The organism is Rufibacter soli, assembly GCF_054781795.1.
The window spans coordinates 27,155-44,935 of sequence record NZ_BAAGTS010000006.1 but is presented as its reverse complement, the minus strand read 5'-3'; the positions used below and the strand labels follow the sequence as shown (position 1 = coordinate 44,935).

Sequence of the window (17,781 nt, the reverse complement as noted above, 5' to 3'; positions counted from 1 at the left end):
GACTACTCTTTGAACAGTAAGAGCCAAGTGGCATAAGCTAGCAAATTGCGCCATAACTACCAAAAGTTAACGTACAATTTGCCGGCCATAGCCTTGCTACGCACAAATAAGAGAAAAGTAACAGGTGGTTTACTTTTTCTTAGAATGTTGTTGGATATAAACCTCAATGGCCCCCGTCATGGATGGGGCATTGGGCATAGGCGCTTCAATGTCCAGTTCCAGGCCAGCATCTCGCACCGCCTGGGCGGTAGTAGGGCCAAAAGCGGCAATACGGGTATTGTTTTGCTTGAAATCAGGGAAGTTCACAAACAAAGAGCTAATACCTGAAGGACTAAAGAAAGCGATGCAGTCATACTTTACCTCGGCCAGGTCAGATAAGTCTGAGGCTACGGTCTTGTACATAGTGGCTTCGGTGAAGTCAAACCCATTGGCCCGCATGAACTCAGGAATATCTTCTTTTCTGATGTTGGAGCAAGGGTACAGGAACTTCTCGTTTTTATGCTTCTTGAGCACTTCAAACAAATCTGACGCTGTTTTACCACCAATAAAGAGTTTGCGCTTACGCAGCACTATGTATTTCTGGAGGTAATAGGCGGTTTGGTCAGAGATACAGAAGTACTTCATCTCTGCGGGCACCTCAATTTTTCCTTCGGCACAAATCCTGAAGAAATGATCTACGGCATTGCGGCTGGTGAAAATAACGGCGGTATGGTCCAGGATATTCACCTTGTCCTTCCTAAACTCCTTGTAAGGAACAGGCTCTATCTCAATAAATGCTCTAAAGTCTACTTTGATGCCGTACTTGTCAGCAATGCCCAAATAGGGAGAATTATCATTTGCCGGCTTTGGCTGCGTGACAAGAATACTAGAAATTTTCTTTGAATGTCTATCCGCACCCAACTCTTCTTTACCGTCAGCCATTTTTTTGATGGTAGTTTAACAACTTGTAATCTTAGCCTGGTTTATCCCGGAGAACAGATGGTTACACAAATACAATTAATTTGAGTAAAATCATCAACGGAATCACTTCTGTGGCGCAAAGGTATGAAAATAAATGTAGATTTTTAAGGGAATATTTTTTACTAACTGTATAGAACACCCTTAGAACAGTGAACACCAACAGCACTGTAACCGCCACATTAGCAATCCAATAGACTACTCCGGGAACAGTGGTACTCACTCCCAGATACAATAGCAAAATAAACGGAACAAAAATACCTAATCCCAACAGGGTGCGCAGGAATTCACGATACTGCGTCAAGACCATTTCCTCTACCCCAAACACAAAGCCCATAAGTTGCAGGAAAAGGTACTTCAAAACCACAAACAAGAAGACCATTAAGGCATACAGCAGTATTTTGGAGACCAGGTCTGCCTGCGTGGCGGTAAACAATTGGTTAAGCAGGGCCAGGTCTTCCAGGTCTGTATGAATGGCTACAATCAACAAGGAAAAGGATAAAGCAAATGCCAGTACAAACAAGATGCTGGACCAGTTACCAATGGGCTTTACCAACAAGCCTTCTTCCAGGGTAGAAATCTTGGAGAAACTACTCCATCTGAAAATACTGGCAAAATCTGAGTAGAAGGTCGTGCGAAGCGCCCCATACACCAGACCTATGATGACCATAAAAAACACCAGCGTATTTCTGGGGGCGTCAGATTGCTTTGGCTTGGGCTGGAAAATTACGTTCTGTTTGGAGTTTAAGGCGGCAATTTCCTGCTGCGGAACTTTAAAGGACGGGTAATTGGGCTGCTGGTCTGGGTGCCAGATGGTTAACAGGTACTTTTTGCCTGGCTTTAAGTGGGCGGAAAGGTCCAGGGTGTACCGGGCAGTAGAATCTGCCACAAACACCAGTTTATTATCAATAAAGATACAGAGCTGGGCACGGGCCGCAAATGAAATGCTCGGGTTGGTGAACTTATCTACGATAATCCACTGGTAGAGGGCCTTGTGCTCATCATGGAACTCAGGCAAATAAGGCACCAACTGATTGCTTTGGCCTTTAAAAACCAACCAGTCTGAAGAAAGCAACGGCTTAAGCGGCCCAGATTGGGCAAACGCACTTCCGCTTATAAACCAAAAGCAGAAAATTAATACCCAGGTCCTCATTTTTTAGCCAGTGGTAGTGGGCCTGGCAGCATATTGGCCTAACACGGCGCTCAACACCAAAGAGAAGCCCAGCAGACAGAGCAGCAGGTTAAGGTTTCCCCAGTGGGCAAAGTTAAACACAAACAGAATCACCAGCACATTAAGCAGCGCCAGGATGAGCACCGTACTCACCTGACTAAACCCCATAGCCAAAATACGGTGATGAATATGGTTTTTATCTGGTGAGAAAGGAGATAGCCCTTTCATGATCCTAATGACAGAAACCCTGATTGTGTCAAACAACGGCACAAATAGTACCCCCAGCGCCACTGACGGCGAGGAAGGCACAAACTGCATCTCTATAAACTGAATAGCCATCACTGACACTACAAAGCCGCAAAGCAGGGAACCTGTGTCACCCATGAAGATGCGGGCCTTGTAGAAATTGTACCGCAGAAACCCCAGGATACCGCCAATCAAGCACACTGCTACGCCGGCATAATTAGAGTACTCCTCCAGGTGGGCGTACCAGAAAAAGAACCCAAACGTGGCCACAATGATGGTGACAATGGTACCGGCCAAGCCGTCCAGGCCATCTATCAGGTTAATGGCGTTGGTGATGCCCACAATGGTGAAGAAGGTAAAACCGTAGCTCAGGCCTATGGGCAGTTCATGAATCCCGAAAATCCCCTGAAAACTGGTGATCCTGATATCTGCGATGAACATGACCACGCCCGTGGCCAGCACCTGCATAAAGAACTTTTTAAAGGCCGAAATAGACACTAAGTCATCTTTCAACCCGCCAAAGAACAGGATAATACAACCCGCCAGCACCTGTTGCACCCCGTTGGTGAGGTCACCAAAGATGGTAAGCGCCGACATGAACCCGGCAAACACGCCCAGCCCGCCCAACCGCGGGGTAAGCGACACGTGCACTGTCCGTTTGTTAGGCTGGTCCAGGATGTTTTTCAAATGGGCCACATATACAATAGAGGGTATAGCAAAGAGCGCAATGAAAAACGACCAGCTAAAGGAAAGCAGATAGGTAAAAAATTTCATGCCGGGGTTTAAGGGTTTATAAGCATGGAAGAATAACGCCTCTTAGAAAATCCTGAACGGGATAACCTCAAGAGTGCAAAATACCTTCTCTCTCTAATATAGAAATATGAATAAGATTTTCTTCAACAATGCTTCCGGGCACAAACAGAAAGCGTTTATCATAAATTTGCTGGCCAATGTAATAGCTCACCCAGAACTCATTGGTAAGGTGAAATAGCGCCGGGTCAATGGGCTCCACCTGAAGGGCGGCCTTGGCCTCTACCTCCGGAAACACATGACGCAGCACGGAGGTCTTCACTTCCTGGCCCTCATGCTCTCCATACCCTTTAGAGGCAATAAGCACGTTTTCCAACGGAAAGTTATTGTTATTGATAAAGTACACGTTCCATTCTACCTGCCCCAATTCTCCCTCTTCCCGGGCAATCGCCACAGAAACGCCTTCAACTTGCAGGAAATCAATATCTTTTTTCATAACTGAGGCTCCAACACCCTTGCGTCAAATAATCTTTCAAAATGCCTAAGCAGCTTTTCCTCCACCTCCGGCAAGGGCACTGTTCTACCCAGTTCTTTTTGCAGAGAGGTCACGGCTTTATCAGAAATCCCGCAGGGCACAATGTTTCCAAAATAGGAAAGGTCTGTGTTTACGTTTAGCGCCAGGCCGTGCATGGTAATCCATCTGCTGCATTTCACACCCATGGCGCAGATCTTTCTGGGGTTGCGCTGCTCCTCAAAGTCAAGCCACACTCCGGTTAACCCGGGTATTCTGCCCGCCTGCAGGCCATAATCTGCCAGGGTCATTATAACTGCCTCCTCTAGCAACCGAAGGTATTTATGGATATCGGTGAAAAAATTCTCTAAGTCCAGGATGGGGTAAGCCACCAACTGCCCGGGACCATGATACGTGATATCGCCGCCCCGGTTTATTTTATAGAAGGTGGCCTCTTTCTGTGCCAGTCCCTTTTGATCTAAAAGAAGGTGCTCTTCATGGCCACTTTTACCCAAGGTATACACGTGCGGGTGTTGGCAGAAAAGCAGGTAATTGGGCGTAGGTTGGCGTTCCCCTTCAGGCAAAGACCTGTTGAGCGTTTTCACGTCCACCACCTTTTTCAAAAGCTGCTCCTGGTAGTCCCAGGCTTGCTGGTAATCTACCAGACCCAGGTTCTCAAAAACAATGTTTTTATTCTCACCCATGCTTCTTCAGCCCGACGTTTTACAATCTTTGAAAGAGGTTTACTGCCTTCAAACCCCACTACCTGTCTACAGAAGCCTATTTTACACGTATAGAATGCTTTGCAACAGGAAAACTATGCAAATTACTCATTAAACCCAGACCCACCAAAAATGACTCATAATACTCAAATGGGCCAGCAGGGCGAAAAAGCCGCGGAGGACCATTTCCTGAGCCTGGGGTATGTAGTGCTGGAACGCAATTACAGGCATAAACGGGCCGAGGTTGACCTGATTGTGGCTAAAGACCAGGTGCTGGTTCTGGTGGAAGTAAAAACCAGAAGCTCTTACCGGTACGGGTTTCCTGAGGAGGCGGTCTCGGCCCGCAAGGAGGAACTCCTGCACCTGGCGGCCAACCATTACCTGGAAACCAAGCAATGGCCCCATGAAATAAGGTTTGATGTGGTCTCTATTTTATGGCGGGCCGGAAAACCCGAGATTCTACATATAGAAGACGCCTTCCATTAAAACGTCTTTCAAATGAAAAATCCGTTTTGGGCCTGTTTTCTGAAAAACAGGCCCGAAACGGATATACAGCAACGGCCTTACTACCGTCTATTAAGACCTTATTCCTTTTTCTCAAATACTAGCGCGCCGTGGCGGTCATACTGCTTTACCAACACCGGCTCAGCGGGCGGATCAAAGCCTGACTCAGCGTACTGGAACTCAAACTGGCGCCGGCCCCTGAAATCAAAGAAATTAATCCAGGTGCCTACCTTACGGCCTTTGTCATAGCTGCCCTGCCACTCCAGTTGGCCGTTCTCATAGAATTTGTAGTACTCGCCTTGCACCTGCCCGTATTGGTACGGGATTACTTCCTTGATCTTGGTCTTGGCGGCATCATAGTAGGTGATAACCGCGTCCCGCAGAAAACCTTTCTCATAATGCTGCTTTTGCACCAGGGTGCTGTCTGGCCTGAAGGTTTCCCAACGCAGGTGTTTGGCGCCCACGTAGAAATATCCTTGCTCAATTACTACATCGCCCCGTTTCTTGGTGTACGGCCCGTGCAGAATCAGCATTTTGGTCTTGGAGGGGTCCAGGGTGGGCGCCCTGAAGATGCGGCGCTTCTTCACATCATAGAAATGCTTGTCGCGCACGTAGGGGTTGGGTTCTTTGTATTCGCGCAGATAGTAAAACGTTTCTACTATCTGGTTCTTGCCTTTGCCCTGGCGGGCGAAGCCTTTCTTGACGCGGTACCCAAAGTAGGTCTTCTTCTTTTTTGGCTCTTTTTTCTCTTTCTCCACCACGCTGTCTGGCGCGGCGGTGGCCAAAGAGGGCTTGGCCAGCGAATCATTCAGCACGGCAGAATCTACCGGCTCCAGCACTAAAGGTGTTTTAGACTTCTGCCAGAAGAAAAGCTTGCTCTTCTTCTCCTTGCCAATGATCTGCGCCTGCGCCTGTTGGGTAAATGCCCAAACCAAACAAAGGCTCAGTACCAGCACTTTTGCCCACGTTCTTTTATTCCCCATGGTAGACCTTCACTCTCTGAATTTTCATTTAAACGTCCTCAGCCCTTAAATTGGTATGCGCGTAGTTCTTACGGCAATTTTTGGTTCTGGTGTCATGCTCCGTAAGGAGAGTAACAAATCAGGGAGAATAAAATTCAGAATTTGCGTTTTGAGGCCGTTTTTCTGAAAACAGGCCTAAAACGTGAGAACCAAGCCTACAGCAGCAGGCTTGGGGTACACATGCAAGAAGCACTGCAATCTTTACAGGGTGGCCACGGCCGTAGGCTCAGCTACTTGTCGCACTAAGCCATTGAATCCTCTCTTGCCTAAGTCTTTGCGCGCCTGTTCGGCTATTGTCTTAGAGACAAACTTACCTGCCAGAATACGGTGCACTTTCTTGCCGTTTACGGTTTCTTCCACTAAGGCAATAGGCATTTTCTGGTACATGCGGCGAAGTTTTTCCACCTGGGCCTCTGCGTTGCTTACGCTGCTATAGGCGCCGGCCTGCACTACGTACATAGGTTGCGGCGTCACCGCAGGCACCACCACTGGTTTCATGACTGGTCCCTCAGAAGAGGCAATGTCAGTTTTGGAAGAAGATGGTGTGGCCACAGGTGTAGCGGCCGAGGCAATCACTTCCTCTTTCACTTCTGGCTCAAGAACTGGTTTCTGGGATTTGGCGCGGCTTGCCAGGAATTCTTCTGGCAGTTCCAGTACCTCTACGGTTACTTTGGCCAGGCCTTCTTTGTGATAGTCAATTTTACGGGCCGCAGCCTCTGAGAGGTCAATGATACGGGCACCTCTGAAAGGACCACGGTCATTGATGTAAACCACTACGCTTTCGCCGTTAGCGGTGTTGGTTACTTTCACGGTGGTGCCTAACGGAAGGCCGTTGTGGGCTGCGGTGAGTTTGTGACGGTTGTAAACCTGGCCACTGCTGGTCCGCTTACCATGATATTTAGAGCCATACCATGATGCTAAACCGTTTTGCGTATCGCCTACCTCTTGCCCAAAAGTATTGGGCGCAAAGCTGAAGAAAAATATGAAAAGAACGGTAAGCGCATAGTAAATTTTCTGTATCCCCATTGTAGGTTTTGTTGGTGGAACATCAATTTCAAGCCCCAAAATTAGGACTTATTTTTTCCATGTCAAGCCAGCGCAAGAAAGCAAGACGGGTAAACGTACACATTAAATCAAATACCTCCAATTATTTTATTACAAAGTGCAATTAATTTTCTTTTCGATATGATTTATTTCATAAAACGTAGTATGGCAATTTAGCACTTTTTTATCCGGCTCATTTTCTGCGTTTTAACTACGCTGAGGTAATTTTTCCCTCGCAGATTGTACTTCTATGACTTTTATAATTGAACCTCGTATCCTTAGAAAAATAGAATGCGAGAATAAAAAATATTTTTTTTCTTAAAAATTTAGCCTTCGCCTTAAATTTCGCCCCAATTGCTTACGAATTTAGCAGATATATAGCTAAAAACAAATATTTAGACCTATGGATTTCGGCCGTCTCTCCAATATCAGTCAGGTAGACTTCACCCTCCCGGAAGACCACCCTGCCACCCACCAGGTACTGGCCCGGGCGCAGCGGCCCACCAAGCCTTCCCTTTACCTGGGCTGCCCCACTTGGACGAACAAATCCTGGCTAGGCACCTATTATCCGGACGGCGCCCAGGATGCGCAACTGCTCTATTGGTATGGCCGCCAATTCAATACCCTGGAGATGAATACCACCCACTACCGCATTCCGGACGCTACCTCCATTAACCGGTGGCGGCAGGCGGTACCCACCGGATTTGTGTTCTGCCCCAAACTTCCGCAGGTGATTAGCCATGACCAGCTGCTACGGCACGTAGGCGAGCCCACCAAACTGTTCTGTGACGCCATCTTAGGCTTGGAAGACCGCTTGGGCATGGCGTTTCTGCAGCTGCCCCCGTTCTTCGGGCCGGAGGACTGGCCTACGCTGGACCAGTTTCTGGAGCAGTTCCCCAAGGAGGTGCCCCTGGCCGTAGAGTTCAGGCATGAAGACTGGTTTAAGAACACGCCCCTTGCTCAACAGGCTTTCCAGACCCTGGAAGAACGCAACATCACAACTATTATGACAGACGTGGCTGGCCGCCGGGATGTGTTGCACATGCGCCTGACCACGCCGGTGGCCATGATCAGGTTTAACGGGCATGGCCTGGTCCCCTCAGACTTCACCCGTCTGGACGCCTGGGCCGAAAGAATACACCAATGGCTGGAAGAGGGTCTGCACACGCTTTATTTCTTCATGCACCAGCAGGAAGTCCTAGATGCCCCACCCGCCCTGGCGTACCTCATGGACCAACTGGAAAGACGCACCGGACTTACTCTGCAAAGGCCCCAGAAAGTAGTGCAGTTTGTGCAGGGTAGCCTATTTTAGTTTTTTAAAAGTAACGCTAACCATACTTCTACCTTAAAAATTTGAAAAGCCGTTTTAGGCCTGTTTTTAGAAAAACAGGCCTAAAACGGCTTTTACATAAAGGGGAGATTGTAGACCGATTCTTTCAAAAATCAAGCTTCCGCCAGGTCTATGGCAAAGGTGGTAAGATTGTTATCTTCTGTCTGGAGTGAGAATTTGAACCCGTGTTGCAAAAGGATTTCCCGTACCATGGTCAGGCCAATGCCTTGGCCATTGGCCTTGGTGCTGAAGAACGGCGAGAACAGCTTTTCCTGCACCTCTGGGGTGATGGGTTTCCCATTGTCTTGGATAAGCAGCGTTGGCGGCGAGGCATTGGTCTTCACCTTTACCCAGCCGCCGGAGTCGGTGGCTTCCAGCGCGTTTTTCAACACATTAATAAGTACCTGCTCCATCTGCTGCACATCTACGGCCACTGGTAAGGCTTCCGGGCTTAACTCCCATTGCCAGGCTACCTGCTTCTGTTCAAAGCTTGGGCCCATAAGTCTATGAATGCTCTGCAACAGTTCATGCAGGTTCACGGTCTGCTTTACGGGCACCGGAATGCGCACCACATTGGCGAAGTTGGCCATGAACCCGGCCAGGTTCTGGTTACGCGTGATGCAGACCTGCAGGGCCTCGTCAAAGTCAGGGCGGGTGTCTGCGTTAAGTTGCGGCGAAAAATAGGAGAAGGAATGCAGGATGGAGTTGACGGCGCCAATAGAGTTGTTGATCTCATGGCTCATCATTCTTATGAGCTTTTCATAGGCGTTCCGCTCTTTCTCCAGCAATTCCTGGGTGAGTTCCTCCACCAGAATAAAGTAGCGGTGATAACCCCGATCCAGGAATCTAATCTTGCGGCAGCGGTACGTCTGAATGCCGTTGGGCCTGATCACGCGCTGCTCGTCTTTGGGTATTTTCTCCAATGAGTTGCCCCAATGCCCCGGCAGTTCGCCCAGCGGCTTACCCACCACGTCTTTGCCTGAGGTCTGCAACAGATGCGCCGCCGCGGGGTTTAGGCCGGCCACACGGTCATAGGTATCTAATAAGATAATACCCGAGGGTGAGGCTTCAATGAGGCGTTCCAGCAGGAAATGTTTCTCCGTTTGGGTGACCCGCTGTTGCCGCAGTTCATCTATCATCTGGTTATACACTGAGATCAACTGGTCTACCTCTTTCTGGCCCGTCTCCATGAACTTGATGGAGAAATCCCGATCCCGGATGGATTCCACGCCGGCGGCGATAAGGTTGAGTGGGCGCACAAAAGAAGTGTAGAGCCGGGCGGTGAGTACCAGACTGATGACAATCAAGACCTCGGCGGCAATAAAGAGCACCTGGTTATAGGCCAGCAGTTGCCAGGCCAGCACGCCCATTGTCAGGTAGAGCACCGCGGCGGTGAGGACAAACTTACTCCGCAGCGTCATACGGGATGTTGAACTTCTCCAGTCTTCGGTAGAGAGAGCCGCGGCTCACCCCCAGGGCCTTGGCCACCTTGCTCACGTTGTTGCCGTAATAGGCCATGGATTTTTTGATCATGCTGGCTTCCAGTTCATCTAAGGTCATGGCCCCTACAGACGGAAGCGCTTTTTCTTCCTGCTTGCGTAGGCCGCCCTGCAACTGGTTCTGGAAATCTTCCACGCCCAACAGACTCTTCCCCGACACCAGCACGGTGCGCTCCACCAGGTTCTTGAGTTCGCGTATGTTACCGGGTAACGGCTGCTCCTTCAGCCAGGTTAGCGCCTTGGCACTTACCTGCAGTTCCTGCTTGTGGTAGGTTCTCTTGAGGTTGTTCACAAAATGCTGCACCAGCAAAGGAATATCCTGAGGCCGCTCGCGCAGGGCGGGGAGCCGCACCGTAATCAGGTTGATTCTATAATAAAGGTCTTCCCGGAATTTGCCTTCAGAGACCATCTCCCGCAGGTCACGGTTAGTGGCGCAGATGACTCTAATATCTAAGCTGCGGGAGCGGCTATCGCCTAAGACTTCATAAGTGCGGTCTTGGAGCACACGCAGTAGTTTCACCTGACTGGCCAGGTCCAGTTCGCCAATCTCATCTAAGAAGATGGTGCCTTTGTTGGCCATCTCGAAGCGGCCTACGCGGTCGGTTTTGGCGTCTGTGAACGCGCCGCGGCGGTGCCCGAACATCTCGCTCTCAAAGAGACTAGCCGAGATTCCGCCCAGGTTCACCTTTACAAAGGCCCCCCGGCTGCGGTGGCTGTTTTTATGAATGGCCTCAGCAATGAGTTCCTTGCCCGTACCGCTTTCGCCCTCAATTAAGATAGAGGCGTCTGTGGCGCTGATCTGCCCTATGTTACGGAGCACCTGTAGCAAACCCGGGTCTTCGCCCACAATCATGGAGAAGTCATAGAGTTCGTCCAGCTTCTTGCGGGTGAGTTTGTCAGTGGCGGCTTCCTGGGCGGGCAATGCCAGATCTATTGCCGTATGGATGGACTGCAGCAGGTAGTCGTTGTTCCAGGGTTTGGTAATGAAATCGGCGGCGCCGGCTTTAATGCCTTCTACCGCCAAATTAATGGAACCCCAGCCGGTAATGAGAATCACGGGCATAATGGGGTAGAGCTGCTTTAACTCCTGCAGAAGCTTCAGGCCGTCTTCACCAGTAGTTTCCATGGAGAAGTTCATGTCCAGCAGCACCAGTTGGGGCCGGTGTTTGGCCGCGGCTTGCAAGGCCTCGGGTTGGTTGGCGGCCTGTACCGTGGCAAAGCCCGCCTGCTTTAAGAGCAGACTTAAAGAGGCCCGTACGGCTACGTCATCGTCAATGATAAGAATCATGGTACCGGTAAGAAAAACACTATTGCTACTAGACAGGATGAAGGTAGCGTTTTTGGCCCGTTTTCAGAAAAACGGGCCAAAAACGACTTAAACAAGATGCTCCGCTCTAGGAAAGAGGGGCCGGGAGCCTACTCTTCATGCAGGGCCACGGCCGGTTGTATACCAGAGGCCTGCCGGCTGGGATAAAGAGCGCAAAGGGTAGTAAGCAGGAAAATGAAGACCGCGGCCAGGGCCATTCCCTGCCAGTAAATGGCTGGCGAAAGCTGGAATACCTGCAGCAACGGAAACTGCACCGCCAGCAGTAGGCCCAGCACTACCCCAAAGAAAGCCAGCACTACTACTTCCCCTACAAACTGGATTCTAATCTGGCGCGTAGTGGCTCCCATGGCCCGGCGCAGGCCAATCTCACCGGTACGCTTGTTAATGTTGTACCACAGTACGCCAAACAGACCCAAGGCCACGTTGAACACCAGAAACCCACAAACTACGCCCAGCGCGATCAAAGGCACCAAGGTCATTTTAGATTTGTTTTGACGCATCTTCTCCATGGTAGTCACTTCAAGGGTCCAGCCTTTGGCAATCTGGCCCAGTTCCCGCATCATTTTCTCCTCAAAGGCAATACCCGTACCCGGCTTTACGCGCACGAGCATGGAGCCCCATTGGTGGGCGTCTGCCCCCTGCAGGTTAATACGGGTGAACAAGCCTGGTTCTTCGGCGCCAAATTCACTGGAAGCCCTGAAATAGTCTACCACGCCAATCACTTTATACTGCGTAGAGTCATTCACCGGAATGATTTTGCCAATGGGGTTCTGCTCTGCAAATAGCTCTTGTTTCAGTTTGCCATTGATGACCACAGGCTTCTGCAGCGATGCATTGTCCTCTGGGCCGAACCATCTGCCCTGGCTTACTTTCAGGCCTAATACGTCTTTATAGGCGTCTTGCACCTCATATATGTTGGCCTCCGTTCTGATGTCTTTATAGGAGATCCCGTTGCTCATGGACGAGAATGAAAACGGGGTATTGTTGCTGGTAAAAGAGGCATGGGCTACCTCAGGGAAACTGCGTACCCGCTGCAATACCTGGTCCTGGATCACCAGTTTTTGGGCTGTGGAGTCTGACTGGGTGTTGAGCGAGAGGCTCCAGACATTTTCATGGGTAAAGCCTAGCGGTTTGCGGTAGTTATGGTAATTATAGAGGGCAAAGCTGAGCACCCCAAACAGCACCAGAAAGGAAAAGAAAATCTCAGAGATCAGCAGGAAGTTACTTTTCTTCCGGTTCCAGATCAGTTTAAACAGATGGCGTATCATTTTGAACCTCCTCTCAGTGCCTCAACGGCGTGTAAACGTGACATTTTGTAGGCGGGGTATACCCCAGAAATAAGCCCGAAGACCAGGCAGAGCAAAAAACCCCAGGCGAAGATCCGGAAGTTCAGGCCCAGGTCTGCGTAGGCAATGAGGCCGCTGCTATTAATGAGGTGCATGACACCCAAAGACAGCACCAGCCCCAGCAGACCGCCCAGCAGGGTCAGGAACACATTCTCCACCACAAACTGCCCTATAATCACGGACGAGGATGCCCCAAACGCCTTTCTTACCCCAATCTCTGAGGACCGTTCCATAATGCGACTGATGTTGATGTTGACCAGGTTAATGGTAGGAAGCAGCATGAACAGGAATACCAGCCCGGCAAGAATGACATACAGAAACCCTAGTTGGCTTTCCCTGCCTCTGCCCAGAACGGAGCGCGCGAAACTCTCCAGAAAGGAATCTGGGAAGGAATACAACTGCGTTGCTTCTTTGGGATTCTTGATTTCCACCTGGGTCATCATGTGGGCGTATTCCTCTTTGATTTTGGGAATATCCCCTGCCTTTCGGGCTTTGATAGTGGCGAAGAAAGTGCCACGCAGGTCTTTGTTTTTGAACTCGTTTTGCCGAAGGGTAATTGGCACCCAGACATCGGCGTAGGAATGCACCCTTAGAATAGGAATGTCTTCTACCACGCCTACTACCTTGTACTTGACCTGGTTCACCTCAATGTACTGCCCCACGGCCGGGGCATCCCCGAAGTACTGTTTGCGGGTGTTCTGGTTGATCACGGCCACGCGGCTGGCATTGTCTACCTCCTGCTTGCCAAAGGCCCGGCCTTCTATGAAGTTGAAATCCAGAATCTCCCAGAACTCTTTATCTGTGTGCTTAAGGTCCAGGGCCAGCTTTTTATTGTTCACGTAACTGTTCACCTGCACAAATACTGAATTGATAGACATTTTCTCTGGGGTCTGCAGGGTGCGTACATAATGGTCTAGGAAATAATAGCTGGGCGGACCGCTACTGTTAAAACCCTCATTACTCTGCTCACGCATCATATTCACAAACAGCAGCTTATCCAGCTCCCGCTCGGGCATCTGGGGCCCAAAGGCATGATCAAACAAGGAGGTCACCACCACCAGCACCATCAAGGTAAAACTGATTCCAAAAAGGCTGATGAAGGTGAAGAACTTGCGCCGTTGCAAGACCTTCCAGGCAATTTTTATGTAATTCTTTAACATGGCCGTAGTCTTAAATCTGGGCTTCTAACACCAAAGAATCTGCCACTTGCTGCCCGTCAAAGAACCTGATGAGGCGATTGGTCTTGTGGGCCATGTGCTCATCATGGGTCACCATCACAATAGTGGTACCTTCCTCTTTATTAAGTCTTAGCAGAATGTCCATGATTTCCTCACCCATCACGCTGTCCAGGTTACCGGTAGGCTCATCTGCCAGAATAATCTCTGGGCTGCCGGCCAAGGCCCTTGCAATGGCCACCCGCTGGCGCTGACCACCCGACAATTGGCTAGGGAAGTGGCGGGTGCGGGTGCTCAAACCTACTTTCTCCAAAGCCTCTAAAGCCCGCTTGCGGCGCTCACTACCACTCAGGTTTCGGTACAGCAAGGGCAGTTCCACGTTGTCTACCACAGATAGGTCATTGATAAGGTGATAGCTCTGGAACACAAACCCAATTTTCTCATTGCGCAGCTTGGCCAGCTGTTTGTCACTGTGGGTTTTCACGGGTTTGCCGTCAATGCTTACCTGCCCAGCAGAAGGATCATCCAACAGGCCCATGATGTTGAGCAGCGTGGATTTCCCGCAGCCCGAAGGCCCCATGATGGACACAAACTCCCCACGTTCCACGTGAAGATTCACGCAGTTGAGGGCTACCGTCTCTATGGTCTTGGTGCGGTAGACTTTTTCAATGTTAGATAACTGGATCATAGTCTAATGTGCTAAAGTGCTAATTTCTTAATGTGCTATTTTCTTCTTCGTCCCCCTTAGAAGGGGTTAGGAGGATGATTTACTCTAGGTGATAAAGGCGCTTCCAATGTAGGGGCAATCCCTTGTGGTTGCCCTTTGCGTTGGCTCCCTTGTTAGGGCAACCACAAGGGATTGCCCCTACATTTACAATGCGTCGTTCAAATTCCGTTTTGAGCCTGTTTTCCGGAAAATAGGCTCAAAACAGTTACTCTTTGGCCAGCAGTGGTTGGCCGCGTTCAAAGTCATATAAAGTAAGGGCCCGCAGGCGGTAATATGCTACCCAGAAATCCTGCAGTGCGGAGATGAAAGCACGGCGGGCCTGGTCTTTCTCCTGCAGGGCAATGTTGAGGTCGGTGATACTGATGCGGCCTACCAGAAACGTGGCCTTGGTAATATCATAGCGTTCCTGCCCGATGGAATCGGCGGTAGCCGTGATGCGCAGGCGTTCTTTCAGTAACTCTATCTGGTTTACCTGGGTCAGGACGCTTTGCTCAAAGGCGGTCTGCTCCTGCTCCACGGTGTATTGGGTGAGCTGCAACTGGGCCTGGGCGGTTTTCACACGGCCTTTCTGCTGCCCCCAATCCACCAGCGGCACACTGAAGCCCAAGGTCACCTGCTGCTGGTTTTCGGGTTGGGTGAAGCTCTCTGAGAAGTTATTGGCACTTTTGGTGAGCCCGAAGGTGGCGTACAGGTTGGCGTTGAAACCGCCCTTGCCCCTAGCCTCGGCTACGTCTTCCTGGGCCTGCAGCACCTTGCGCTGGTTCTGGAAGCGCTCTTTACGGTTTTGCCTAGCTTGGTCTAAGGCAGCCTGTTCTTCTACCAGCAAGGTGGGCACTTCATCGGGGGCTAATACGGTGATCTTTTCGCCCTGCGGCAAGCCTACATAGGCGGCAAACTGCATGGCGGCGGTCTTGAGTTCGGTGGCAGCCTGGGCCTGGGCCAATTGCGCGTTCATGAGGCTCAGTTTGAGTTGCAGCAACTCGTTTCTGGATAATCGACCCAGCCGATATTTCTCTTCGGCCACCTTGAACAGGGCCTGGTTGTTGGCCACGTTCTTGGAGGCTATCTCATGGTTTACCTGTTGCAGGAGCACCTCAAAGAAACGCTGGGTGGCAGTGGTGGCCAGATTTTCACGGTCTTCCAGGTACTGGCGTTCAGCTTCTTCAAAGCGAAGAGGCTCAATCTTTTTGGCCCAGGCCAGCTGGTTATAGCCAAAAATAGGCTGACTAAACCCAATAATGGCCGGGAAGGTGTTGTAGCGGCGCTGGTTCTGGTTGAAGTCATCAAAGCGTTGGCTCTGCGAGGTAATGAAGAACTGCCCACCCGTGGCGCCCACCGCCTGCGACACTGACAACGCCAACTCTGAGTTACTGATGGACACCGCCCTGAAATCTGTGGTTCCGTCTGGCTGCACCACCGGAATGATGCTTCTGGACATGTTGGGCACCGTGCCTGCCAGTGAAAGTTGGGGCAGGTAATTGGCTTTGAACGTGCGGTACTGCCAGTAACTGCTTGTCTTGTTGGTAGCATTCTGTTTGGCGGCAATGGAAGAGGTAAGCGCCAGGTCAATGGTTTCCTGCAACGTTAACAGACGGCCGGGGCTTGCCTGTTGTGCGTGAGCCATTTGGGTAAGCAGCACCAGCGTGGCCAGGAGAGAAGAAAGGAAAGTCTTTTTCATAGCCTAGTTGTCTGTGAGTTGAATCTCAGATAGGTGCGCATACTCCTTGGTGTTGGAGAGAATGATCTGCTCCCCGGCGGTGATGTCTCCCTGCAGTTCCACAAAGTCAAAGTTGCTGGCCCCGGTTTTGAGCGTACGCCGAATGGCTTTGTCTCCCTGTACCACAAACACGGCTTGTTCCCGGGCTCCGGTATAGAAAGGCCCGTTTTTCACGCGCAGTACATTCGGCCTGAAGTCTGTGAGCACAAACACCTCTACCCGCAAGTTAGAGCGCAAAGCCTGGTGGTTTTTCTCTTGCAGGCGTACATAAAAGGTGATGATACCGTTTTCTACCTTGGGTTGAATGTTGGCAATTTCGCCGCGCAAATCAGTATTGTTGATGCGCACCGTCACGGGCCCGCCTACTTTCAGTTGTTCGGCGTAGGTATCTGAAATGGTGGCTTTGATCTTGAAGCTGCTCAGGTCGGCCACCCGGGCCAGCGGGTCACCGGCGTTGACGGTGGCACCAATTTCTTCGTTAACCCAGGTCACTACGCCTTTGCGGGTGGCTTTCACGTCGGCCTGGTCTAGTTGGCGCTGCAGTTGGCCAATGTCACGGCGTTTCATTTCCAGTTCAAAGCCCACGTCTTTCATGCCTATGCGGGCCGCTTCCTGCTCATCTTTGATCTGGCGCTCCAACTGGTTTAGTTCCAGGACGGCTACTGTCAGATCCAGTTCGGCTTTTTTGACGTTTTCCTTGGTGCCACCGCCAATAGAAAGTAGGTATTGCTCATCTGCCAGGGCAGCTTGCAAGCTTTTCACGCGCACTTCCTGCACTGCATAGCGAGAGCGGAGTTGGTTCACGTTCTTGCGGAGGTCATTCTCTACCTGGGCGGTTTTGTTTTGCTTAAGTTGCTGCTCGTCTCTGAGTTTCTCAAAAGAGGTTTGCGCCAGTTGTTTGTCTAGCTGAAGCAGCGACTCGCCAGCGGTTACCTGGTCGCCGGGGGTATGGAGCACACGTTCAATCCTGGCCTGGATGGGACTGGTAATGACTTCTTCATTTTCGGGAACCACCGTACCGGTAGCGGTCAAGGAAGCTTCCACAGCACCCACTTCCACGGTGGCTAGTCTTATCTCAGATTTAGAGATTCTTGTCTCCAACATAAACCGGAACACCAGCACCCCCAGCACCATGACCGCCACTACACCGCTAAGGAGCCAAAGGCGCCGGCGCTTGGCTTGCTGAACTACGGTTTGGGGTAATTCTCTATCCATTTTCTTACAGGTTTAGTAGTGTCTGTTACCCAAGCACTGTGCCAACTCGTAACTTATTGTATTTCAGTGGTTTATATGCGTTTACAATTAATAATACTGTCCAGAAGTGGACACTCAGTCCAGATGTGGGCACAGTTTCCCTAGGGTTAATTAGGGTTGGTTTTGGGAAGAGTTAGTGGGGTTCGTTTTAGGCCTACTTTTGAGAAAACAGGCTCAAAACGGTAAGGCATATGAGAGGGGTACTTTTCAAATTGTTGCATAGCCTTTGCCTGTCTAGTTCGCCAACAAGATCCTTTCAGGATGACAGAAGAGGTGATGACAAAAGGCGTGATGACAAAAGAAAGGAAAGAGGAAGAGAGGAAAGGAATAGAGAGATAGAGGAGGAAACATCCCTCTCCCGCAAGTTTGAGCGAAGCGGTAACTTGTGGGTAGCATTGGGGCAAGTTTATAAACTTGCGTGGCTCTTCTGCCAGGTAAAGCAAGTTGAAAACTTGCTGCCATGCTAAGCTCCAAGTTGA

At 50.4% G+C, this 17,781-nt stretch carries 16 protein-coding genes; 2 read left to right on the top strand and 14 right to left on the bottom strand.

All coding sequences use genetic code 11. The annotated features are described in order from the left end of the window. Positions 1-129: 129 nt before the first annotated feature. The 5 genes from ACYVJQ_RS18790 to lipB all read right to left on the bottom strand — a co-directional run bounded on the left by ACYVJQ_RS18790 (position 130) and on the right by lipB (position 4,339). Complete coding sequence (locus tag ACYVJQ_RS18790) at positions 130-921, bottom strand: uroporphyrinogen-III synthase (protein ID WP_460894661.1); 792 nt, start codon at positions 919-921, stop codon at positions 130-132. Between the two features lie 61 nt (positions 922-982). Beyond that, positions 983-2,110 carry a DUF4271 domain-containing protein gene (locus ACYVJQ_RS18785; RefSeq protein ID WP_460894660.1) on the bottom strand — a complete coding sequence of 376 codons (1,128 nt, stop codon included), beginning with the start codon at positions 2,108-2,110 and terminating at the stop codon, positions 983-985. A gap of 3 nt (positions 2,111-2,113) precedes the next feature. Further along, the gene (locus ACYVJQ_RS18780) at positions 2,114-3,148 is read right to left on the bottom strand and encodes an MraY family glycosyltransferase (protein ID WP_460894659.1); all 1,035 of its coding nucleotides are present in this window, start codon (positions 3,146-3,148) and stop codon (positions 2,114-2,116) included. A gap of 67 nt (positions 3,149-3,215) precedes the next feature. Then, complete coding sequence (locus ACYVJQ_RS18775; protein ID WP_460894658.1) at positions 3,216-3,620, bottom strand: hypothetical protein; 405 nt, start codon at positions 3,618-3,620, stop codon at positions 3,216-3,218. After that, on the bottom strand, positions 3,617-4,339 hold the full coding sequence (gene lipB, locus ACYVJQ_RS18770) for a lipoyl(octanoyl) transferase LipB (protein ID WP_460894657.1): 723 nt from the start codon (positions 4,337-4,339) through the stop codon (positions 3,617-3,619). The genes ACYVJQ_RS18775 and lipB overlap by 4 nt, the downstream gene beginning before the upstream one ends. Before the next feature lie 150 nt (positions 4,340-4,489). On the opposite strand from lipB, the gene ACYVJQ_RS18765 reads away from it, so the two are divergent. Next, positions 4,490-4,843: a YraN family protein gene (locus ACYVJQ_RS18765; protein WP_460894656.1), complete on the top strand. Its 354-nt coding sequence runs from the start codon at positions 4,490-4,492 to the stop codon at positions 4,841-4,843. A gap of 98 nt (positions 4,844-4,941) precedes the next feature. Here the strand turns inward: ACYVJQ_RS18765 and ACYVJQ_RS18760 are convergent, their stop codons facing one another. Together ACYVJQ_RS18760 and ACYVJQ_RS18755 are read right to left on the bottom strand one after the other, a co-directional pair. Then, positions 4,942-5,844 (bottom strand): toxin-antitoxin system YwqK family antitoxin, encoded by a 903-nt coding sequence (locus ACYVJQ_RS18760; RefSeq protein ID WP_460894655.1) that lies wholly within the window; start codon positions 5,842-5,844, stop codon positions 4,942-4,944. A 240-nt stretch (positions 5,845-6,084) separates the two neighbouring features. After that, a complete protein-coding gene (locus tag ACYVJQ_RS18755) occupies positions 6,085-6,909 on the bottom strand; it encodes a septal ring lytic transglycosylase RlpA family protein (protein WP_460894654.1) in 825 nt (274 codons plus the stop codon). A 421-nt stretch (positions 6,910-7,330) separates the two neighbouring features. On the opposite strand from ACYVJQ_RS18755, the gene ACYVJQ_RS18750 reads away from it, so the two are divergent. Beyond that, on the top strand, positions 7,331-8,239 hold the full coding sequence (locus ACYVJQ_RS18750; RefSeq protein WP_460894653.1) for a DUF72 domain-containing protein: 909 nt from the start codon (positions 7,331-7,333) through the stop codon (positions 8,237-8,239). A gap of 131 nt (positions 8,240-8,370) precedes the next feature. Here the strand turns inward: ACYVJQ_RS18750 and ACYVJQ_RS18745 are convergent, their stop codons facing one another. From ACYVJQ_RS18745 to ACYVJQ_RS18715, 7 genes are all read right to left on the bottom strand, one after another. Further along, complete coding sequence (locus ACYVJQ_RS18745) at positions 8,371-9,678, bottom strand: sensor histidine kinase (protein ID WP_460894652.1); 1,308 nt, start codon at positions 9,676-9,678, stop codon at positions 8,371-8,373. Continuing rightward, on the bottom strand, positions 9,662-11,044 hold the full coding sequence (locus ACYVJQ_RS18740) for a sigma-54-dependent transcriptional regulator (protein ID WP_460894651.1): 1,383 nt from the start codon (positions 11,042-11,044) through the stop codon (positions 9,662-9,664). The genes ACYVJQ_RS18745 and ACYVJQ_RS18740 overlap by 17 nt, the downstream gene beginning before the upstream one ends. A 128-nt stretch (positions 11,045-11,172) precedes the next feature. Further along, complete coding sequence (locus ACYVJQ_RS18735) at positions 11,173-12,351, bottom strand: ABC transporter permease (RefSeq protein ID WP_460894650.1); 1,179 nt, start codon at positions 12,349-12,351, stop codon at positions 11,173-11,175. Beyond that, a complete protein-coding gene (locus tag ACYVJQ_RS18730) occupies positions 12,348-13,589 on the bottom strand; it encodes an ABC transporter permease (RefSeq protein WP_460894649.1) in 1,242 nt (413 codons plus the stop codon). The genes ACYVJQ_RS18735 and ACYVJQ_RS18730 overlap by 4 nt, the downstream gene beginning before the upstream one ends. 10 nt (positions 13,590-13,599) lie before the next feature. Then, entirely contained in the window at positions 13,600-14,292 is a 693-nt protein-coding gene (locus ACYVJQ_RS18725; protein ID WP_460894648.1) for an ABC transporter ATP-binding protein, read from the bottom strand. Positions 14,293-14,536: 244 nt separating this feature from the next. Further along, a complete protein-coding gene (locus tag ACYVJQ_RS18720) occupies positions 14,537-16,009 on the bottom strand; it encodes a TolC family protein (protein ID WP_460894647.1) in 1,473 nt (490 codons plus the stop codon). Between the two features lie 3 nt (positions 16,010-16,012). Then, the gene (locus ACYVJQ_RS18715; protein ID WP_460894646.1) at positions 16,013-17,263 is read right to left on the bottom strand and encodes an efflux RND transporter periplasmic adaptor subunit; all 1,251 of its coding nucleotides are present in this window, start codon (positions 17,261-17,263) and stop codon (positions 16,013-16,015) included. Between the last annotated feature and the right edge of the window lie 518 nt (positions 17,264-17,781).